The sequence below is a fragment of the Ignavibacteria bacterium genome, assembly GCA_041649015.1.
Classification (GTDB): Bacteria; Bacteroidota; Ignavibacteria; order Tepidaquicellales; family Tepidaquicellaceae; genus CAIKZJ01.
In genome coordinates, this window is the sequence record JBAZNU010000003.1 from 45,133 (window position 1) to 61,114 (window position 15,982).

12 protein-coding genes are annotated in these 15,982 nt (G+C 35.6%); 10 read left to right on the forward strand and 2 right to left on the reverse strand.

Features of this window, described 5'->3' with window-relative positions; all coding sequences use genetic code 11:
- Positions 1-9 precede the first annotated feature (9 nt).
- The 7 genes from typA to WC644_06045 all read left to right on the forward strand — a co-directional run bounded on the left by typA (position 10) and on the right by WC644_06045 (position 10,180).
- A complete protein-coding gene (gene typA / locus WC644_06015) occupies positions 10-1,839 on the forward strand; it encodes a translational GTPase TypA (GenBank protein MFA5011493.1) in 1,830 nt (609 codons plus the stop codon).
- 59 nt (positions 1,840-1,898) lie between these two features.
- Positions 1,899-3,887, forward strand: coding sequence for a hypothetical protein (locus tag WC644_06020; GenBank protein ID MFA5011494.1), 1,989 nt, complete (start codon positions 1,899-1,901; stop codon positions 3,885-3,887).
- The gene (gene mltG / locus WC644_06025) at positions 3,887-4,936 is read left to right on the forward strand and encodes an endolytic transglycosylase MltG (protein MFA5011495.1); all 1,050 of its coding nucleotides are present in this window, start codon (positions 3,887-3,889) and stop codon (positions 4,934-4,936) included. The genes WC644_06020 and mltG overlap by 1 nt, the downstream gene beginning before the upstream one ends.
- Positions 4,920-6,425 (forward strand): hypothetical protein, encoded by a 1,506-nt coding sequence (locus WC644_06030; protein MFA5011496.1) that lies wholly within the window; start codon positions 4,920-4,922, stop codon positions 6,423-6,425. The genes mltG and WC644_06030 overlap by 17 nt, the downstream gene beginning before the upstream one ends.
- Positions 6,425-7,072: a UbiX family flavin prenyltransferase gene (locus WC644_06035; protein MFA5011497.1), complete on the forward strand. Its 648-nt coding sequence runs from the start codon at positions 6,425-6,427 to the stop codon at positions 7,070-7,072. The genes WC644_06030 and WC644_06035 overlap by 1 nt, the downstream gene beginning before the upstream one ends.
- A gap of 9 nt (positions 7,073-7,081) precedes the next feature.
- Positions 7,082-7,702, forward strand: a complete 621-nt coding sequence (gene aat, locus WC644_06040) for a leucyl/phenylalanyl-tRNA--protein transferase (protein MFA5011498.1) — start codon at positions 7,082-7,084, stop codon at positions 7,700-7,702.
- 63 nt (positions 7,703-7,765) lie between these two features.
- Positions 7,766-10,180 (forward strand): M14 family zinc carboxypeptidase, encoded by a 2,415-nt coding sequence (locus tag WC644_06045; GenBank protein ID MFA5011499.1) that lies wholly within the window; start codon positions 7,766-7,768, stop codon positions 10,178-10,180.
- Positions 10,181-10,744: 564 nt separating this feature from the next.
- Here WC644_06045 and WC644_06050 read toward each other — a convergent pair.
- Together WC644_06050 and WC644_06055 are read right to left on the reverse strand one after the other, a co-directional pair.
- Complete coding sequence (locus WC644_06050; GenBank protein MFA5011500.1) at positions 10,745-11,158, reverse strand: VOC family protein; 414 nt, start codon at positions 11,156-11,158, stop codon at positions 10,745-10,747.
- 1 nt (position 11,159) lies between these two features.
- Entirely contained in the window at positions 11,160-11,579 is a 420-nt protein-coding gene (locus WC644_06055; GenBank protein ID MFA5011501.1) for a DUF3788 domain-containing protein, read from the reverse strand.
- Between the two features lie 162 nt (positions 11,580-11,741).
- Between WC644_06055 and radA the strand changes: the two genes are divergently transcribed.
- The 3 genes from radA (at position 11,742) to WC644_06070 (ending at position 15,860) form a co-directional block, all read left to right on the forward strand.
- Positions 11,742-13,109, forward strand: coding sequence for a DNA repair protein RadA (gene radA, locus WC644_06060; GenBank protein MFA5011502.1), 1,368 nt, complete (start codon positions 11,742-11,744; stop codon positions 13,107-13,109).
- 22 nt (positions 13,110-13,131) lie between these two features.
- Positions 13,132-14,139, forward strand: a complete 1,008-nt coding sequence (fbp, locus tag WC644_06065; GenBank protein ID MFA5011503.1) for a class 1 fructose-bisphosphatase — start codon at positions 13,132-13,134, stop codon at positions 14,137-14,139.
- 182 nt (positions 14,140-14,321) lie between these two features.
- Positions 14,322-15,860 carry a YCF48-related protein gene (locus WC644_06070; GenBank protein MFA5011504.1) on the forward strand — a complete coding sequence of 513 codons (1,539 nt, stop codon included), beginning with the start codon at positions 14,322-14,324 and terminating at the stop codon, positions 15,858-15,860.
- Positions 15,861-15,982 lie beyond the last annotated feature (122 nt).

Below are 15,982 nucleotides of genomic sequence, written 5' to 3' on the forward strand. Positions count from 1 at the left end.
ATCAAATAGATGAATAAAACTCTTAAATTTAATGATAAGATACGAAATATAGCTATTATTGCTCACGTTGACCATGGCAAGACTACACTTGTTGATTTTATGTTTAAACAAAGCGGGATGTTTCGTGCTAATCAGGATGTTGAAGACCGTGTTATGGACTCAATGGACATTGAACGCGAACGCGGGATTACGATAGCTGCAAAAAACTGTTCTGTCTTCTGGGGCGATGTTAAAATTAATATCCTTGATACTCCGGGACATGCGGACTTTGGCGGCGAGGTGGAACGCGCACTTATGATGGTTGATGGGGCTATTCTGCTCGTTGATGCCTCAGAAGGACCCCTTCCGCAAACGCGTTTTGTTTTGAAAAAAGCTCTCGAATCTAATAAGAAAATTGTAGTTGTAATTAATAAAATTGATAGAAAAGATGCGCGCACATCCGAAGTGCTCGATGAAATATATGGACTTTTTCTTGACCTTGATGCTATTGAAGAGCAGATTGAATTTCCTGTTCTTTATGCAATTGGAAAAGAAGGAATTGCTAAACGTAAACTTGAAGATAAAGGCGAAAACTTACAGCCGCTCTTTGAAGAAATAATTAAAGAAATTCCTCCGCCGGCTTATAATCCGGATGAGCCGTTTCAAATGCTTGTCGCTGATTTGGATTATTCGGATTATGTTGGCAGACTTGCAATAGGCAAAGTTGCGAATGGAAAAGCTGTTTGTAACGATAAACTTGTTTGTATCAACGAAGAAGGTTCGGCAATTCCGCTTAGAGTTACAAGACTTCAGGCTTATGCCGGACTTTCGCTCAAAGAAGTCGATACTGCAGAACCCGGTGATATCATTGTTGTCGCCGGTATTGATGATGTTCATATTGGTGATACAATTTGTAATCAGGATGCACCAAAAGCGCTTAAGCGCCTAGCTGTCGATGAACCAACTATATCAATGATGTTCGGAATTAATACGTCTCCTTTTTCCGGTCGCGAAGGTAAATATGTTCAGTCAGCAAAATTAAAAGAAAGACTCTTTAAAGAAACACTTAGTAATGTTGCTTTAGGGATTGAAGAAAGTAAGACCACTGATAGTTTTGTTGTGAAAGGACGCGGCGAGTTTCAGATGGCTATTTTAATTGAAACACTCCGCCGTGAAGGTTATGAACTAAGCGTTGGCAGACCGAACGTAATATACAAACATAAAGACGGTAAAAAACTTGAACCGATAGAACATCTTTTTGTAGATTGCGGAGAATCATTCGTCGGAATAGTTACCGATAAACTCTCACAACGAAAAGGAAGAATGATTAACCTTGTTAATCACAGTCATGGAAGAGTTCGCATTGAGTTCTCAATTCCGTCCCGCGGTTTAATAGGTTATAGAAATGAATTTCTTACGGATACAAAAGGAACAGGAATTATGAATAGCTATCTGCAAGGTTATGAAGAATACCGAGGTGACTATCCCGTACGCCTTACCGGTTCATTAGTCTCAGACAGGCAGGGAGAAACAACCGGTTATGCTTTGTTCAACCTTGAGCCGCGGGGAGTGCTTTTTGTAAAACCGGGAGAGGCGGTTTATGAAGGGATGGTTGTCGGGGAGCACAATCGCGATAACGATTTAAATGTGAATGCATGCAAACCTAAAAAGCTATCTAATATGCGCGCCTCAAGCAAAGACGAAGGAATTATACTGACACCGGTTATTCCCTTAACACTTGAGCGTGCGATTGAATTTATAAATGATGATGAGATGGTTGAAGTGACTCCAAAAAATATTAGAATTCGAAAGTCGGTTCTTTCTGCACAAATTCGTTATAGAGGTGATAGACCATTCTAATTGAATATACTTTTCAAATTTGATATTTTTATTGTTTATTCTGAAAGATAATAAGTTAAATGGCTAAGTCTAAAAAACAAAAACAACAGGTTAAAACTCCAGTGGCTTTCGACACTTCGTTTGTATATGAACCAAATCAAACGCTTAAGATTGCAATTTATTCTGGTATTGCAATTATAAGTTTTCTGCTTTCATTTATTTATATTTATTCTGCAAATGGAGCTAACAATATTCTCGGCTTTCCACTAGATGACCCATGGATTCATCTGACTTTTGCAAAGAATCTTGTCGATTACGGTAGCTTTTCATATTTCAAAAATGAAATGGCAACAGCAGGCTCTACTTCTCCTATATACACATTGCTTTTAGCAGCAGGGTTCTTAATTACTTCGAACGAGATGGTTCTTAGCTATGTTTTGGGCATTACTTTTTTTGTACTTTCTTCAGCCTTCTTTTATAAACTGGCATCCTTCGAATTTGCCAAAGAAAATGTTTACGCTTTGCTGGCATCACTAATATTTATTGTTGATAAATGGATGAATTTTGTTTCTGTCAGCGGTATGGAAACAACAATGTTTATCTTTATCCTTGTTGCGACTGCATATTTCTACCGCCAAAAGAAAACCGTTCCTTTTGGAATATTCTTATCCCTTATCATGTGGACCCGTCCCGATGGTATTGCATTCATCGGAGCTCTTGCTGTTGATTATTTACTGCAAAAACAATTATCAAAATCAGATACGACAATTAAACTGTTTACAAAGCAGGACTTTACTAAGGTTGGCGTTATCGCCGCCGTTTTTCTTGCGATTTATTTCATAATGAACCTTACTCTTTCAGGTTCTTTGCTTCCAAATACATACAATGCAAAACTGACTTATTATGCACCCGAATTTAGAAGTCGCGCAGAGTTTCTTAAGTTTGAAGTATGGGATTATTTTACAAAAGGATCCTACGGTATTATAATGATAGGATTCTTTGCAGGTCTTTATTTCACTCTTGCTGACTTATTTAAAAAGAAGTACAATGCTAATTTTCTTTATGTAGTATTTATCGTTGCGTTAGTGTTCATTTATTGGTATAAACTTCCTTATGCTCATAGATTTGGTAGGTATCTTATGCCGATAATTCCGTTTATGATTATCGTTTCATCAACAGGATTCAGGGATATATTTAAATCATTGGGAACATTTCTTAAAAATCGTACTTTTGCTGTCTATGGAACAATAATAATCTTACTGATTATCTCGGCTGTTACGTTTAATAATTATCTTGAGAATAAGAAAAGTTACATAGATGAGTGTAAGTATATCAATGACAGACAGGTCGAAGCCGCAAAATGGATTGCTGCCAATACTAATGAAAACGATATAATAGCAACTCACGACGTCGGCGCCATTGGATTTTACAGTAAAAGAAAAATTGTTGATGTTGCAGGACTCGTTACTCCCGAACTTATCACTAAAATTTCTGATATGAATTATGTCGAAGAAATGAAACAATATCTCAATAAATGTGGAGTTACCTATGTTGCTTTTCTTCGAGAATGGTATAGGGTAGTTAATCAAATCCCGCTTTTTACGACTCAAGATATTTCACCCTTGGAAATCATGGAAATTTTCAAATACACCCCTAATAGCACTAACATCCTTTCAAAGATTTCTAACAGCATTATTATGGAAGTCCAGAACAGGTTATCATCAAGAAATCCACAGCAGCTGCAAAACTCTGCACAGCTTCTAATAAGAACCTTGCAGACAGACCCTAATTCTTCTCTTACTTATTTTTATTTGGGAATTGTAAGTCTGATGAATAATGATGCTAAAAATGGTGAGGCTTATCTTCTCAGAGCTGTTGAGATTTTCCCCGATTACAAAGACGCACTGCTTCAGCTTGGTATTTTATACAAAACAAATAAACAGTTCGAAGAATCAAAGAAATATCTTGAGAAGTATTTAATTTTAAATCCTTCGGATCAGAAAATAAAAGAGCAGCTCAATGAGGTGATTTCACTAATAAATAGCGGGAACAGTACCACTGGCAAATAATGAAATTTAACATCAAAAATTTCCCGGATTTGTCTCTTAAAAGTTTATTCTTGATTCTTTCGTCATTATTTGTTCTTATTATTCTTTTCGCACTTTTCTTAACATATAAAATTAATTATCAGGTCAATACATTCTCGGAAGATAAAACAATTCGTATCAAGCCGGGGACACCATTTTCCATCATCTCTGAAAATCTTGAGAAAGATAGTATTATCAAAAGTGCATTTTGGTTTAAGATAGCAGCAAAAATTCAGGGAAAAGATGATAAGATTATTTCAAAGTCATTTATAATTAAACCCGGGCTTAATAACCTTGAACTTTTAGATATTCTTGTAGACCCATCCTTGAAGTTCACTGTTAAAATCACAATACCCGAGGGGATGAGTTTGCGACAGATTGGTAAGATATATTCAAAGAAATTTAATTATAACGAAAATGATTTTATTAAAGAAACTCGGAATGATTCGCTTTTACATATACTTGGCCTTAAAGGCAAAGTCCAAAACCTTGAAGGTTTTTTATTCCCTGATACTTACATATTTAATTTTGATATTACCCCTAAAGAGATTGTTTATGAATTATTCAATGAGTTCTATAAGCGGGTAATAAATGTAGAAAAATATGGGCTTAAGAATAAACCCGATAAACTTCTTAAAATCATAACTCTGGCCTCAATTGTTCAGGGAGAAACACAACTGGTATCGGAGATGCCTACCGTGGCGGGTGTTTATACGAACCGGCTGCTAAAACGGATGAGACTTGAAGCTGACCCAACAGTTCAGTATGCCTTGCCCGATGGCCCTAAACAAAGACTGCTTAACGAAGACTTGAAAATCAAATCTCCCTATAATACCTATTTAAATTTTGGCTTGCCTCCCGGTCCTATCAACAGTCCCGGTATAAAAGCAATTGAATCAGCTTTATATCCCGAAAAACATAACTACCTTTTCTTTGTGGCAACAGGAAAGGGAGGGCATACTTTTTCGACTACCTACAGCGAGCATCTGAATGCCGTAAAAGAATATAGAAAGAATGTTCAACAGAAATAACATAATACTCTCTAAAGTTTTTCTCAAGCTGGATTATAGAAATTCTGAGGATTCAGGTATAAGAAAGCTGGCTGGTATGATAATTACTTATTTGTTTATTAATACTTTGATTTCTCTGGGTAATTATCAGAAGTTTGATATAAACGCATTTATATTCTCCTCACTCACAATAAACCTGTTTCTTCTCGGTTTTGTGGTCGTCTCGGATTATGCCGATCTATTCTTTTCTCCGAAACATGCTCTTGCACTGGCCGGTTTGCCTGTTAAAGAGGAAAATATTTTCGTCTCAAAGATATTTTCTGCATTTATATATCTTTCTGTATATCCGCTCGTTGTATCATTTCCGCCCGCAGTTTATGTATTTTTCTATAATCACAGCATTTCGGAATCCTTGTTGTTTGTTCTAATCTCTTTTCTTTTCTCTTATTTTGTTATCGGTTTTATTTTCCTCGTAAACAGCATCATTATCATAAGATCAAAAACAAAAAACCGAATACTTATACTCATAATGCAGATTCTTTTTGTAGCTTTTATCTTCAGTATGAATAAATATACTGCTGATAATGCTGCTGACCTTCTCAATCTAAACTATATAAAATATCTTCCTCAGTATTACCTTTTGCTTAGCTTCTACAATATTTATTATTTATTAATATTTATTGTAGTCACTTTTCTCCTTTTTGTTTTTATCTACATTTTTCTTAAGCATAATTATTTTCGATTGTTCGGTTTGATAAATGCCCTCGGTTCGCAACCAAAAAGAAAAAGATCCCTGACCTTAAACCCTGATTGGTTTCTAAATGTATTTCTTCGCAATAATCTTGAGGTGGCTTCCTACAATCTGTTTAAAAATCATCTTCAGAATACAAGTGCGCTCAGGCTTAGACTAATACCATTGCTGCTTTTACCCTTAGTGGCAACCGTAATCACTGTCTTCAGCGGTATGAATGAAATGCTGTTTCTTTCAATAATGACAAATACAAGCCTGCTTGTTTTAAGCCCCGCAATTTCTATGACCTTTATCATATCATCAAGAATATTATTATCTAATCTTGTAATAGGCTTTGATGAAGACGAAAACATTTCTTCTCTGTACGCTGCTCTTCCGGTTAAAAGTCGTTATGCTTTTAATAACGGCGTCTTAAAATTTATCTATATTAACTTCTTATTCCCTGTGTTATTTTTATGCAGCGTCATCATTGCTTTCAAAATACAAAGTGTCGACATTGTTTTTAATTTCTTGTATATATTTCTCTTTATAGTACTCATTAACACTGTATTCGCAAAACTGGATAGGCATTTCCCTTTTTCTGTACCCCCGTCAAAATTTAATAACACCTCAAAATATCTGCAGCTTCTCGTTTCATTACTGCTTGGAATTGTGTTTATTCTAAGCCAGATATTCATATTCGCTAATTTTATATTTTTCATAATTACAATATTTGTTATTTTGTTGATAATAGTATTTTTAAATAAAATATACACATAATGGATCAGCTGGAAAATCCCGATATTGCGGTTCCTAAAACGGAAACAAAACCCTTAGTCAAATCTTTTAAGGGTGGAGGTAAAAATGTTATTCTTGGTATTACCGGAACAAGTGGAGCCATTTATGCCATCAGAACCCTCCGGGCTTTGATTGTAAATAACTTTAATGTAGCATTGATTATTACGGAATATGGACATTATACTATGACAAGAGAGTGCGGTATGGAGCTTACACAGAGTAACATTCAAAGCTTTTTCCCGGAGCTGATAATCAATAAATGTTCTGTCTCTTTTCATAGCAATCTCGACCTTAAATCTGAAATATTCTCCTCCGCTTATAATGCGTACGGAGTGATTGTTGTTCCGTGTGCTATGAGTTACGTCTCACAGATAGCTAACGGCGAATGTCAGAATCTTATCGTTAAATGTGCTGATTATGCTATGTCGTATTCTAAACCCCTTATTGTCGTTCCTCGTGAAACTCCGGTTAATAAAATTCAACTCGGTAACATGATTAAAATTCTCGATGCTGGCGGTAAAATCGCTCCGGCTATGCCGTCTTTCGAAAACAATCCAAAAGATATTAACGACCTTGCTGATTTCGTAGCGGGAAAAGTTTTGGATTTACTCATGAACGGGCGGGAATAGTTTCCTGATATGCCTTATAATTACCTGGGTACAACTTTTGAACCTGATTCTTTAACATACAAAGATGTGCTTTATGCTTACGCAAATGGATATTTCCCTCTTGGTGATGAAGATGGACTCATAAGTTGGTTTGATTATACCCCCCGTGCAATTATTCCATTAATCAAATATAAACTTAACATCTCCCGCTCTCTTAAACAGGTTGTTAATAGACAAATCTTTCAAATAGAAATTGATAAAGATTTTTATTCTGTAATAAAGCATTGCTCGCTGCTTCATGGCGATACATGGATAACAAATGAAATTGTAAAACTTTATCTCGAGCTCTACAATAAAGGTTATGCTCATAGTATTGAATCTTATTTTGAGGGCAAGTTGGTCGGAGGTCTGTATGGCGTTGCCTATAGATCTGCTTTTTTCGGAGAGTCCATGTTTCATCTTAAAAACAACGCCTCAAAAGTTTGTGTGCTAAAGCTTTATGATATTCTCACGAAAAATAAATTCGATTTGTTTGATATTCAGATGAAAACCGCTGTCTTTGAATCTTTTGGCTGCACTGAAGTCTCAAAAGAAGATTATTCTTTTTTGCTTAAAAAAGCGCTAAAAAAGTGCTCAACGTTCACTTATTAATATACTTGATATCACTATTCAAATTTTATAAGTTACTATAATAAGATTTAAAATAAACACAAAATGAAAATTAAATTATTTCTATTTCTCACGATTTGTTTGATTTTTTCGTTCTCCTTTAAGAGTATTCAATCAAACAAAATCCCCCTTGAAAAATACAGCACCGTTAAAGTATTTATTAACTCTTTACAAGATATTAAAACGCTTCAATCAAACGATATTGACGTTGAACATTATCGTGGCGGTATCAGCGAGGGGATTACAATAGTTATTAATCAGATTGAACTTGGTAAGCTTAAAAATACTGGCTTAAAATATGATGTAACTATTCCGGATATGGATGAATACTATGCAAACAGACCCGCTCCCACAGCAGCTGAGCTCCAGTTTGCTGAGAACACAATGTCTGTCGATAATGTAAACGGCTTTGGATACGGTAGCATGGGAGGTTTTTATACTTATGCAGAGGTTGTCCAAAAACTTGATTCCATGAGGATTCAATATCCAAACCTGATTTCCATTAAGCAAGAAATTGCAACGACTACCGAAGGCCGCAAAGTCTGGGCTGTTAAAATTTCAGACAATCCCGATATTGACGAATCGGCGACTGAGCCCGCAATCTATTTTGACGGTCTGCACCATGCTCGCGAGCCGCAGAGCATGGCTTCACTGATGTATTTTATGTACTGGCTCCTTGATAACTATGCTTCAAATTCCGAAGCTGCATATCTGGTCAACACAAGAGAGATCTTTTTTATTCCTGTTGTAAATCCCGATGGCTATGCTTATAATCAACAAACAAACCCAAATGGCGGTGGTGGGTGGAGAAAAAACCGTCGTAATAACGGCGGCTCTTATGGTGTAGATTTAAACAGAAACTATGCCTATAAATGGGGCTATGATAATATTGGCTCAAGCGGATCTCCCTCTTCTGACACCTATCGCGGACCTTCTGCCGCATCTGAACCCGAAATCTCAGGTATTCAGAATTTTGTTAATTCTATACACCCTCAGATTGCTTTCTCTATGCATTCTGTTGCTGAAAGAGTATTGAATCCTTATGGATATGCTGATTCAATTATTGTGTTCGATAAATATTCAGAATTTGCTAACGATTTTACATCAGGAACTAATTATCTTTTTGGTACTGTTTCTCAAATGCTTTCATACACATCAAATGGGACGACAAGAGATTATTTTCAGTCGATTGGTTCAATGTGTTGGGTTGTTGAATGTGCGGGTTCAGGATTTTGGCCTTCTCAAAGCGAAATAGTTCCAATTGCATCAGTTAATCTCAAAATGCTCCGCTATCTTTCTTATGTTGGTGGCAGCATGGTAGATATGCAGAACTATTTTGTGGTTGGAAAAGGTTATGCAGAGAAGAATGATACCTTGTTACTTCAGGTTGGCGTGAAAAACAAAGGACTTTCTCAAACGGCTAAAAACGTCACCGTTACACTGACCACTAATTATCCAAATATTTTACCTATAGTGTCGAGTATTAATTATGACAGTATTCAGTCAAGACAAATAAAATCGAATATCGCTCCTTTTTCATTTAAGTTAAATAATGATGCTGCCCTTCTTGATGAAATATCTTTTGTTGCTAGCGTTAAACAGGAGGGTGTAGAAGTGAATGTTGATACTATAAAAGTTGTTGTTGGAAAAACTAATGTTATTTTCTTCGATGATGCTGAAAGCGGTATCGGAAACTGGACAAGAAGTGGAAATAAAATTCAGTGGGATACAACGTTCTGCGATTCCTGGAGCGGTTCAAAATCTTTCTCCGATTCAAGATACGGCAACACTCAAAATAGTACTAACAACCAGTTCACAACAACAAATGCAATTAGTCTTACAAACGCCGTTAATCCGCGCCTTGAGTTCTTTGCTAAGTGGGCAATAGAAAGGACTGTTTCTACTGTATATGATTATGCAAGAATACAAATATCCTCAAACAACGGATCTACATGGATAAGCCTGCCCGGCAAATATACTGTTACTGGAGGCGGTCAACCTTCTTTCTCTGGTATTAGAACATGGGTTAAAGAGAGCATAAACCTTAATGCTTATATAAATCAAACCGTTAAGTTCAGATTTACAATGTACACCGATGGCGGCGAACCGGGTGACGGTTTCACTTATGACGATTTTAAGGTGGTTGATTATACGAGCACACCAACAGCAATTTCCGGAATATCTAACGAAGTACCGGAAAGATTTAATCTGTATCAAAACTATCCGAATCCGTTTAATCCCGTTACAAATATTAAATTTGATATTGCTAATGCATCGTTTGTAAAAATTGTTATTTTCGATGTTCTTGGTCGTGAAGTAAAAACCCTTGTTAACAACGAAATGCAGCCCGGTAAATATTCAATAAACTGGGATGCATCTTTACATAATAGTGGTATCTATTTTGTGAAAATTAATGCAGGTGATTATTCGGAAATTAAACGTATGGCTCTCGTAAAATAGTTTTAGTTTTCTAATAAAGAAACAAAATTTTTTATTCAAGTCCCTTTCATCGTAAGACGAAAGGGACTTTTTTCTATATGCAGCTTTGCATTCCAACCAACAATCTTATTAATTTCACTTCTGAATATCCACAACTTTCAAAATTATAAATTCTCCCCTTTTTTAATTGAAATGATTTGAAATTCATATCGAAATTGTAATATTTGTATAAAAAAGCATAAGATTTGAACCAAACACAAGAAAAATCAAAATTTATCCCCCCAAAGATCATGAAAAAGTGATTTTTTATGTATGCCTGCGATATGCCTGCGATATGTCTGCGATATGCCTGCGTTTTAGTACTATTCCTGTTGCATACAAGAATAATCTCGGTTTAATGCAGGAGAGCACCCTAAATAGTTGAATTATCATGTGATTAATATTATAGGTTTACACTTCTCGTCAAAATTATTGATTTAAGCAATTTAAATGTAAAATTAAGACTAAATTTCAATTGCCTATAATTTTTTAAAAAAGGAAGAAGGTAATGAAGTATTTAAGAAAAAGGACTTTTTTAGTATACTGCTATTTTGTTTTTCCTTCTGCTATTTTCTCATATTCGCTGTCGTTTGGTTCCCATAACTCAATTTTATTACCCTCAAGGTCAAGTATATGTACAAATTTACCGTACTCAAAAGCTTCTATTTCGTCTAATATTGTTACTCCCGATTCCCTTAGTTCTTCAACCAATTTCTCTAAATCTTCTACCCTGTAATTTATCATAAATTCTTTTTCGGATGGCGTAAAATATTTTGTATTTTCAGGAAAAGGACTCCATTGCAGAAATCCTTTTTGCTCAGGATTTTCACTATATCTCCACTCAAAGCTTGTTCCGTACTTGTCAATATTCAAACCTAAGTGTGCTTTATACCATTCTTTCACTTTTTCAGGATCTTTGCATTTAAAAAAGATTCCGCCAATACCTGTTACCTTTTTCATATTAATTTGAAAGTTTAATATTTATTAATTCTTTTATGTCTTTAATTGCTTCTTTGCTTTTTACATCAATCCTGATTCCTCTACCCTCTGCATAAACCCGTGCATTCTGCAGTTCTTCCTTTATCTCTCTTGAAACATCGCTTTTAATAATTTCGTCTGTTGCCTTCTGTCCGAACATAAACGCAGCCTTGAAGAATCCTTTTCTCGGCAATAAATATATAATAACCCTTTTCCTGTCTTTTATCCTGAAACTCCATCCGTATTTTGCACCAGGATATTTCCATTCACTCACGGAATTAAAATATTGTGAATAAACAAATTCAGAAATTAAGCCCCAGATTGAATATGTCTTTCCAAGCGCTGATTTTAAATCGGTATCACTCGGCATAATAGATTTATCCATGAATATGCTTGTATCCATATTAAGTGATATTATGATTATTAAACAATAATAGATTAAATATAATAATTACCATAACTTTAAAACATCTTATAACTCTCCCAATATAAATTGCCAAGAGTATTTAATTCCCTTTAATAAAACATTTCTTTGTTTTACTTTTAAATAATTTTATTCTAAACTTTGTCTAAAACTAAAACAAATTTCATTTGTCAGAATTGTGGCTATTCTTCTCCGCGCTGGACTGGAAAGTGTCCTTCATGTGAGCAGTGGAATACATTCGAAGAAGTTTTATTAGAGCCTAAAAGATTCAAATCCGGAAAAACAATTTCCGATAAATCCGTTAAAGATAAAATTCAAACACTCGAACATATTATTCATGAAGATAACGGAAACAGGAATCCTACTAAAATAAGTGAGCTCGACCGTGTTCTTGGTGGAGGAATTGTTAATGGTTCTGTAATACTAATCGGAGGTGACCCGGGGATTGGAAAGTCAACGCTAATGCTCCAGATAGCAAGCAATCTGAGCGGAAAGAAATTTCTATACGTTAGCGGTGAGGAGTCTGCATCTCAGATTAAAATGAGGGCTGATAGGCTTTGCGTTAAAGTTAATAATTTCTTTGTTCTGTCCGAAACAAACCTTGACACTGTTCATTCTGCAATTGAAATTGAACGTCCGGATTATATAGTAATTGATTCAATTCAGACAGTATATCTTCCCGAACTTGAAAGTTCGCCCGGTACGGTTTCTCAACTTCGTGAATCAACCTCATACCTGATTAAAATAGCAAAAACCACAAACATACCCATTCTCATCGTTGGACATATTACTAAAGATGGTACAATAGCAGGACCTAAAGTTATAGAGCACATGGTTGATGTTGTCCTTCAGTTTGAGGGTGAACGAACCCATTTTTACAGAATACTTCGAGGAATTAAAAACCGCTTCGGCTCTACGAATGAGATCGGTATTTTTGAGATGACGGAAAAGGGACTTAAAGAGGTGCTTAATCCCAGCGAAGTATTTTTATCTCAAAGAAATTATGGTGCTTCAGGTTGTGTTATCTCCTCTGCTATTGAGGGGACGCGTCCCATTCTTATTGAAGTCCAGGCACTTGTTGCATCAACCTCCTATGGTGTCCCGCAAAGAACTGCAATGGGTTTTGACTATAAGCGATTAAGCATTCTTAACGCTGTCATTGAGAAAAAACTTGGCTTGTTCTTAAATAAACATGATGTCTTTCTTAATATTGCTGGCGGCGTTAAGATTGATGAGACCGCCGTTGACCTTGCTGCAGCTATGAGTATATTTTCGTCTGCAAAGGATATTCCTGTTGATTCTGAGACCGTAATAATAGGCGAGGTAGGGCTTGCAGGAGAAATACGAACAATCTCAAGTATTGAAAAAAGAATAAACGAAGCTGAAAAACTTGGTTTTAAAAGAATTATATTACCAAAGAATAACTTAAAACATTTAAATATCAAAAAATATAAGATTGAAATAGTCGGTGTCGAAAAAATTAAAGACGCTGTTTCAGTTTTAATGTAATATATTATTAGCGGAGGTTAAAATGATTAAAAAGCTCACTACTTTATACAGACACATTATCGCCGAAGAGAGAAAAATCCCGGAGGCTACAGGACAACTTTCGGATTTACTTAGTGATATTGCTCTTGCATGCAAAGTGATTTCATTGGAAGTCAATCGTGCAGGATTGATTGATATTCTTGGGCTTACAGGTGATGAGAATGTTCAGGGCGAAGAAGTTAAAAAACTCGATGTTTACGCAAACGACACTTTAAAGAGCATAATGAGAATGGGCGGGCATGCATGCGCACTATGTTCCGAAGAAGAAGAAACCTTCGTTCCTATTGATGAAGTTTACAACGATTATTCGCATAAATACATTATTCATTTTGACCCGCTTGACGGCTCTTCAAATATTGACGCCAATATATCTATTGGAACAATTTTTTCTGTTTATAAAAGACTTTCTGCTCATGGTCCCGGCGAAATACATGACTGCTTGCAAGTAGGCTTAAAACAAGTTGCAGCTGGGTACGTTGTTTATGGTTCCAGTACTATTATGGTTTACACCGCAGGAAACGGTGTGCATGGATTTACACTTGACCCATCCGTTGGTGAGTTTCTAATTTCATATGACAACATGAGAATTCCTCAGAAATCAAAAACATATTCTGTTAATGAGGGTAACTATACAAAATGGTCAAAAGGAATACAGAAGTATGTTGATTACTTAAAGCAGCCCGATAAAGAAACCGGTAGGCCCTACTCATCCCGATACGTCGGTTCTCTTGTTGCGGATTTTCACAGGAATCTTTTATATGGCGGAATATTTATTTATCCTGCAGACGATAAGAACAAAAACGGCAAACTTCGCCTAATGTATGAAGCTAACCCCCTTGCATTTATTGTCGAACAGGCAGGTGGAATTGCAACAGACGGTAGAAATAGAATCCTCGAAATTATCCCTAAAGGACTACATCAACGCACCCCACTCTTCATTGGAAGTCCTGATGATGTCAAACTCGCAATGAAATTCCATTCAGAGGAATAAGTGTTTTTTACGTACGAGAGTATATAAATTATAATATTCTTAATGCTTTGTTTTTAGAATATCATTCTTATTCTATTCAACATTAACAGCTATGTGCCGAAGGTATGGAATAATTACGAAATAATATCTTGTTTGTTGAGGAAAGATTATTTAGTTTTAATTTAAATAAATTATTAAAAATCATGAAATGTAAATTATTTACTATTTTAATAATTACTTTCTTTATTTGCCCACCATTATTTTCTCAATTCTGGTCACAGCAGTACAGCAGTACAAATAAAATTCTCGGAGAATCTTTCTTTTTCAATCAGGATTCCGGCTGGATTGTCGGAGAAAATATTGTGATGAAATCAACTAATGGAGGTAGTAATTGGATTAATCTTATCGTTCCTTCTTTTTATACTTACGACGGAATACAATTTTTGAATTCTCAAACTGGTTGGATTGCAGGTTCGTACGGAGATTATCTGACCTCTACCGGCACTCTCCTTAAAACAATAGATGGTGGTGTAACATGGAGTACCGCATATAATTTTAATTGTGGTCTATGGGATGTAGTTTTTATAAACCCCGACATAGGATTTGTTTGTGGTGACAGGAAGTTCTTTGCTAAAACTACAAACGGAGGAGTAAACTGGGTTCAGAAAAACTTAGGTTTTACAATAAGCGAGTTTTTCCAAATGGCATTCCCGGATACTCTTACAGGATATGTCGTTGGAAGCCATAATGAAATATTTAAAACATCGGATGGGGGTGATACTTGGTTTCAGCAGATTGTGAATCACGAAACATGGTTACGTGATGTCTATTTTTTCAATGTCGATACTGGTATTGCCGTCGGTTCTTACGGTGTAATCGTTAAAACAACTGATGGCGGTAATAACTGGGTTCGGAAAATTATTCCCGGAATCTCCTCCTATCTTTTTTCGGTTCAATTCTTTGAATCTGGATCGGGTTGGGTTACAGGATGGGATAATACCCTGTTGAAATCAACTGATTACGGAGAATCGTGGGAGTCAGTAAATGGATTGCCGGGCAATAATAATATGTTAACCGATGTCAATTTCATTAATTCAGGTACCGGATGGTTACTTGGGTATGACGGAATTATTTTAAAAACTACTAATGGCGGTGTCACAATAAGCGCCCCTCAATTAGTATATCCATTAAATAATTCTACTATCCACACTGTTCAGCCGGGTCTGACTTTTACCTCAGTAGCAGGCGCATTCAATTACTTTATACAGATTTCTCCTAATAGTAGTTTCACTACACTTACCGATTATGCATATACAACCTCAAACCAATACCTCGTTCCCGCAGGGAAATTAATCGGTGGAAATAATTATTACTGGAGAGTGAAATCAATCGCAGGAACTATTGAAAGTCAATGGTCTTCAATATGGAGTTTCTACGTTCATCCGGACGCAATTATCAATATTAGTTCTGAAATTCCTAAAGATTATACTCTCGAACAAAATTACCCAAATCCTTTTAATCCTTCAACTAAAGTGAAATTTGGTATTAAAGAAAAGGGAAACCTTAATATAACAATCTATGACGCAAACGGTAAATCTATTATAAATGATAATAATAAAATGGTTAGTCCTGGATTTTATGAATACAATCTGAATATGAGTAAATATGCTAGTGGTGTATATTATTTCAGTTATTCAGTTAATAATATCCGAAAAACGATAAAAATGCTGCTTGTTAAATAAGGTCATAGGGAAATATCGGTTTGTATTTACCGTATACTACTGTCATGTCCCGGGATAAGCATTTGTATTATGTAATTTGAATTACAATTAATTTTTATATGATTTATATTGTGACATTATTT

What these genes read in the sequence shown, in the direction of transcription:
- WC644_06020 (MFA5011494.1), top strand. Translation starts at nt 1,899, where the DNA reads ATGGCTAAGTCTAAAAAACAAAAACAACAGGTTAAAACTCCAGTGGCT.
- WC644_06035 (MFA5011497.1), top strand. Translation starts at nt 6,425, where the DNA reads ATGGATCAGCTGGAAAATCCCGATATTGCGGTTCCTAAAACGGAAACA.
- aat (MFA5011498.1), top strand. Translation starts at nt 7,082, where the DNA reads ATGCCTTATAATTACCTGGGTACAACTTTTGAACCTGATTCTTTAACA.
- WC644_06050 (MFA5011500.1), bottom strand. Translation starts at nt 11,158, where the DNA reads ATGAAAAAGGTAACAGGTATTGGCGGAATCTTTTTTAAATGCAAAGAT.
- WC644_06045 (MFA5011499.1), top strand. Translation starts at nt 7,766, where the DNA reads ATGAAAATTAAATTATTTCTATTTCTCACGATTTGTTTGATTTTTTCG.
- WC644_06030 (MFA5011496.1), top strand. Translation starts at nt 4,920, where the DNA reads ATGTTCAACAGAAATAACATAATACTCTCTAAAGTTTTTCTCAAGCTG.
- typA (MFA5011493.1), top strand. Translation starts at nt 10, where the DNA reads ATGAATAAAACTCTTAAATTTAATGATAAGATACGAAATATAGCTATT.
- WC644_06070 (MFA5011504.1), top strand. Translation starts at nt 14,322, where the DNA reads ATGAAATGTAAATTATTTACTATTTTAATAATTACTTTCTTTATTTGC.
- fbp (MFA5011503.1), top strand. Translation starts at nt 13,132, where the DNA reads ATGATTAAAAAGCTCACTACTTTATACAGACACATTATCGCCGAAGAG.
- WC644_06055 (MFA5011501.1), bottom strand. Translation starts at nt 11,579, where the DNA reads ATGGATACAAGCATATTCATGGATAAATCTATTATGCCGAGTGATACC.
- mltG (MFA5011495.1), top strand. Translation starts at nt 3,887, where the DNA reads ATGAAATTTAACATCAAAAATTTCCCGGATTTGTCTCTTAAAAGTTTA.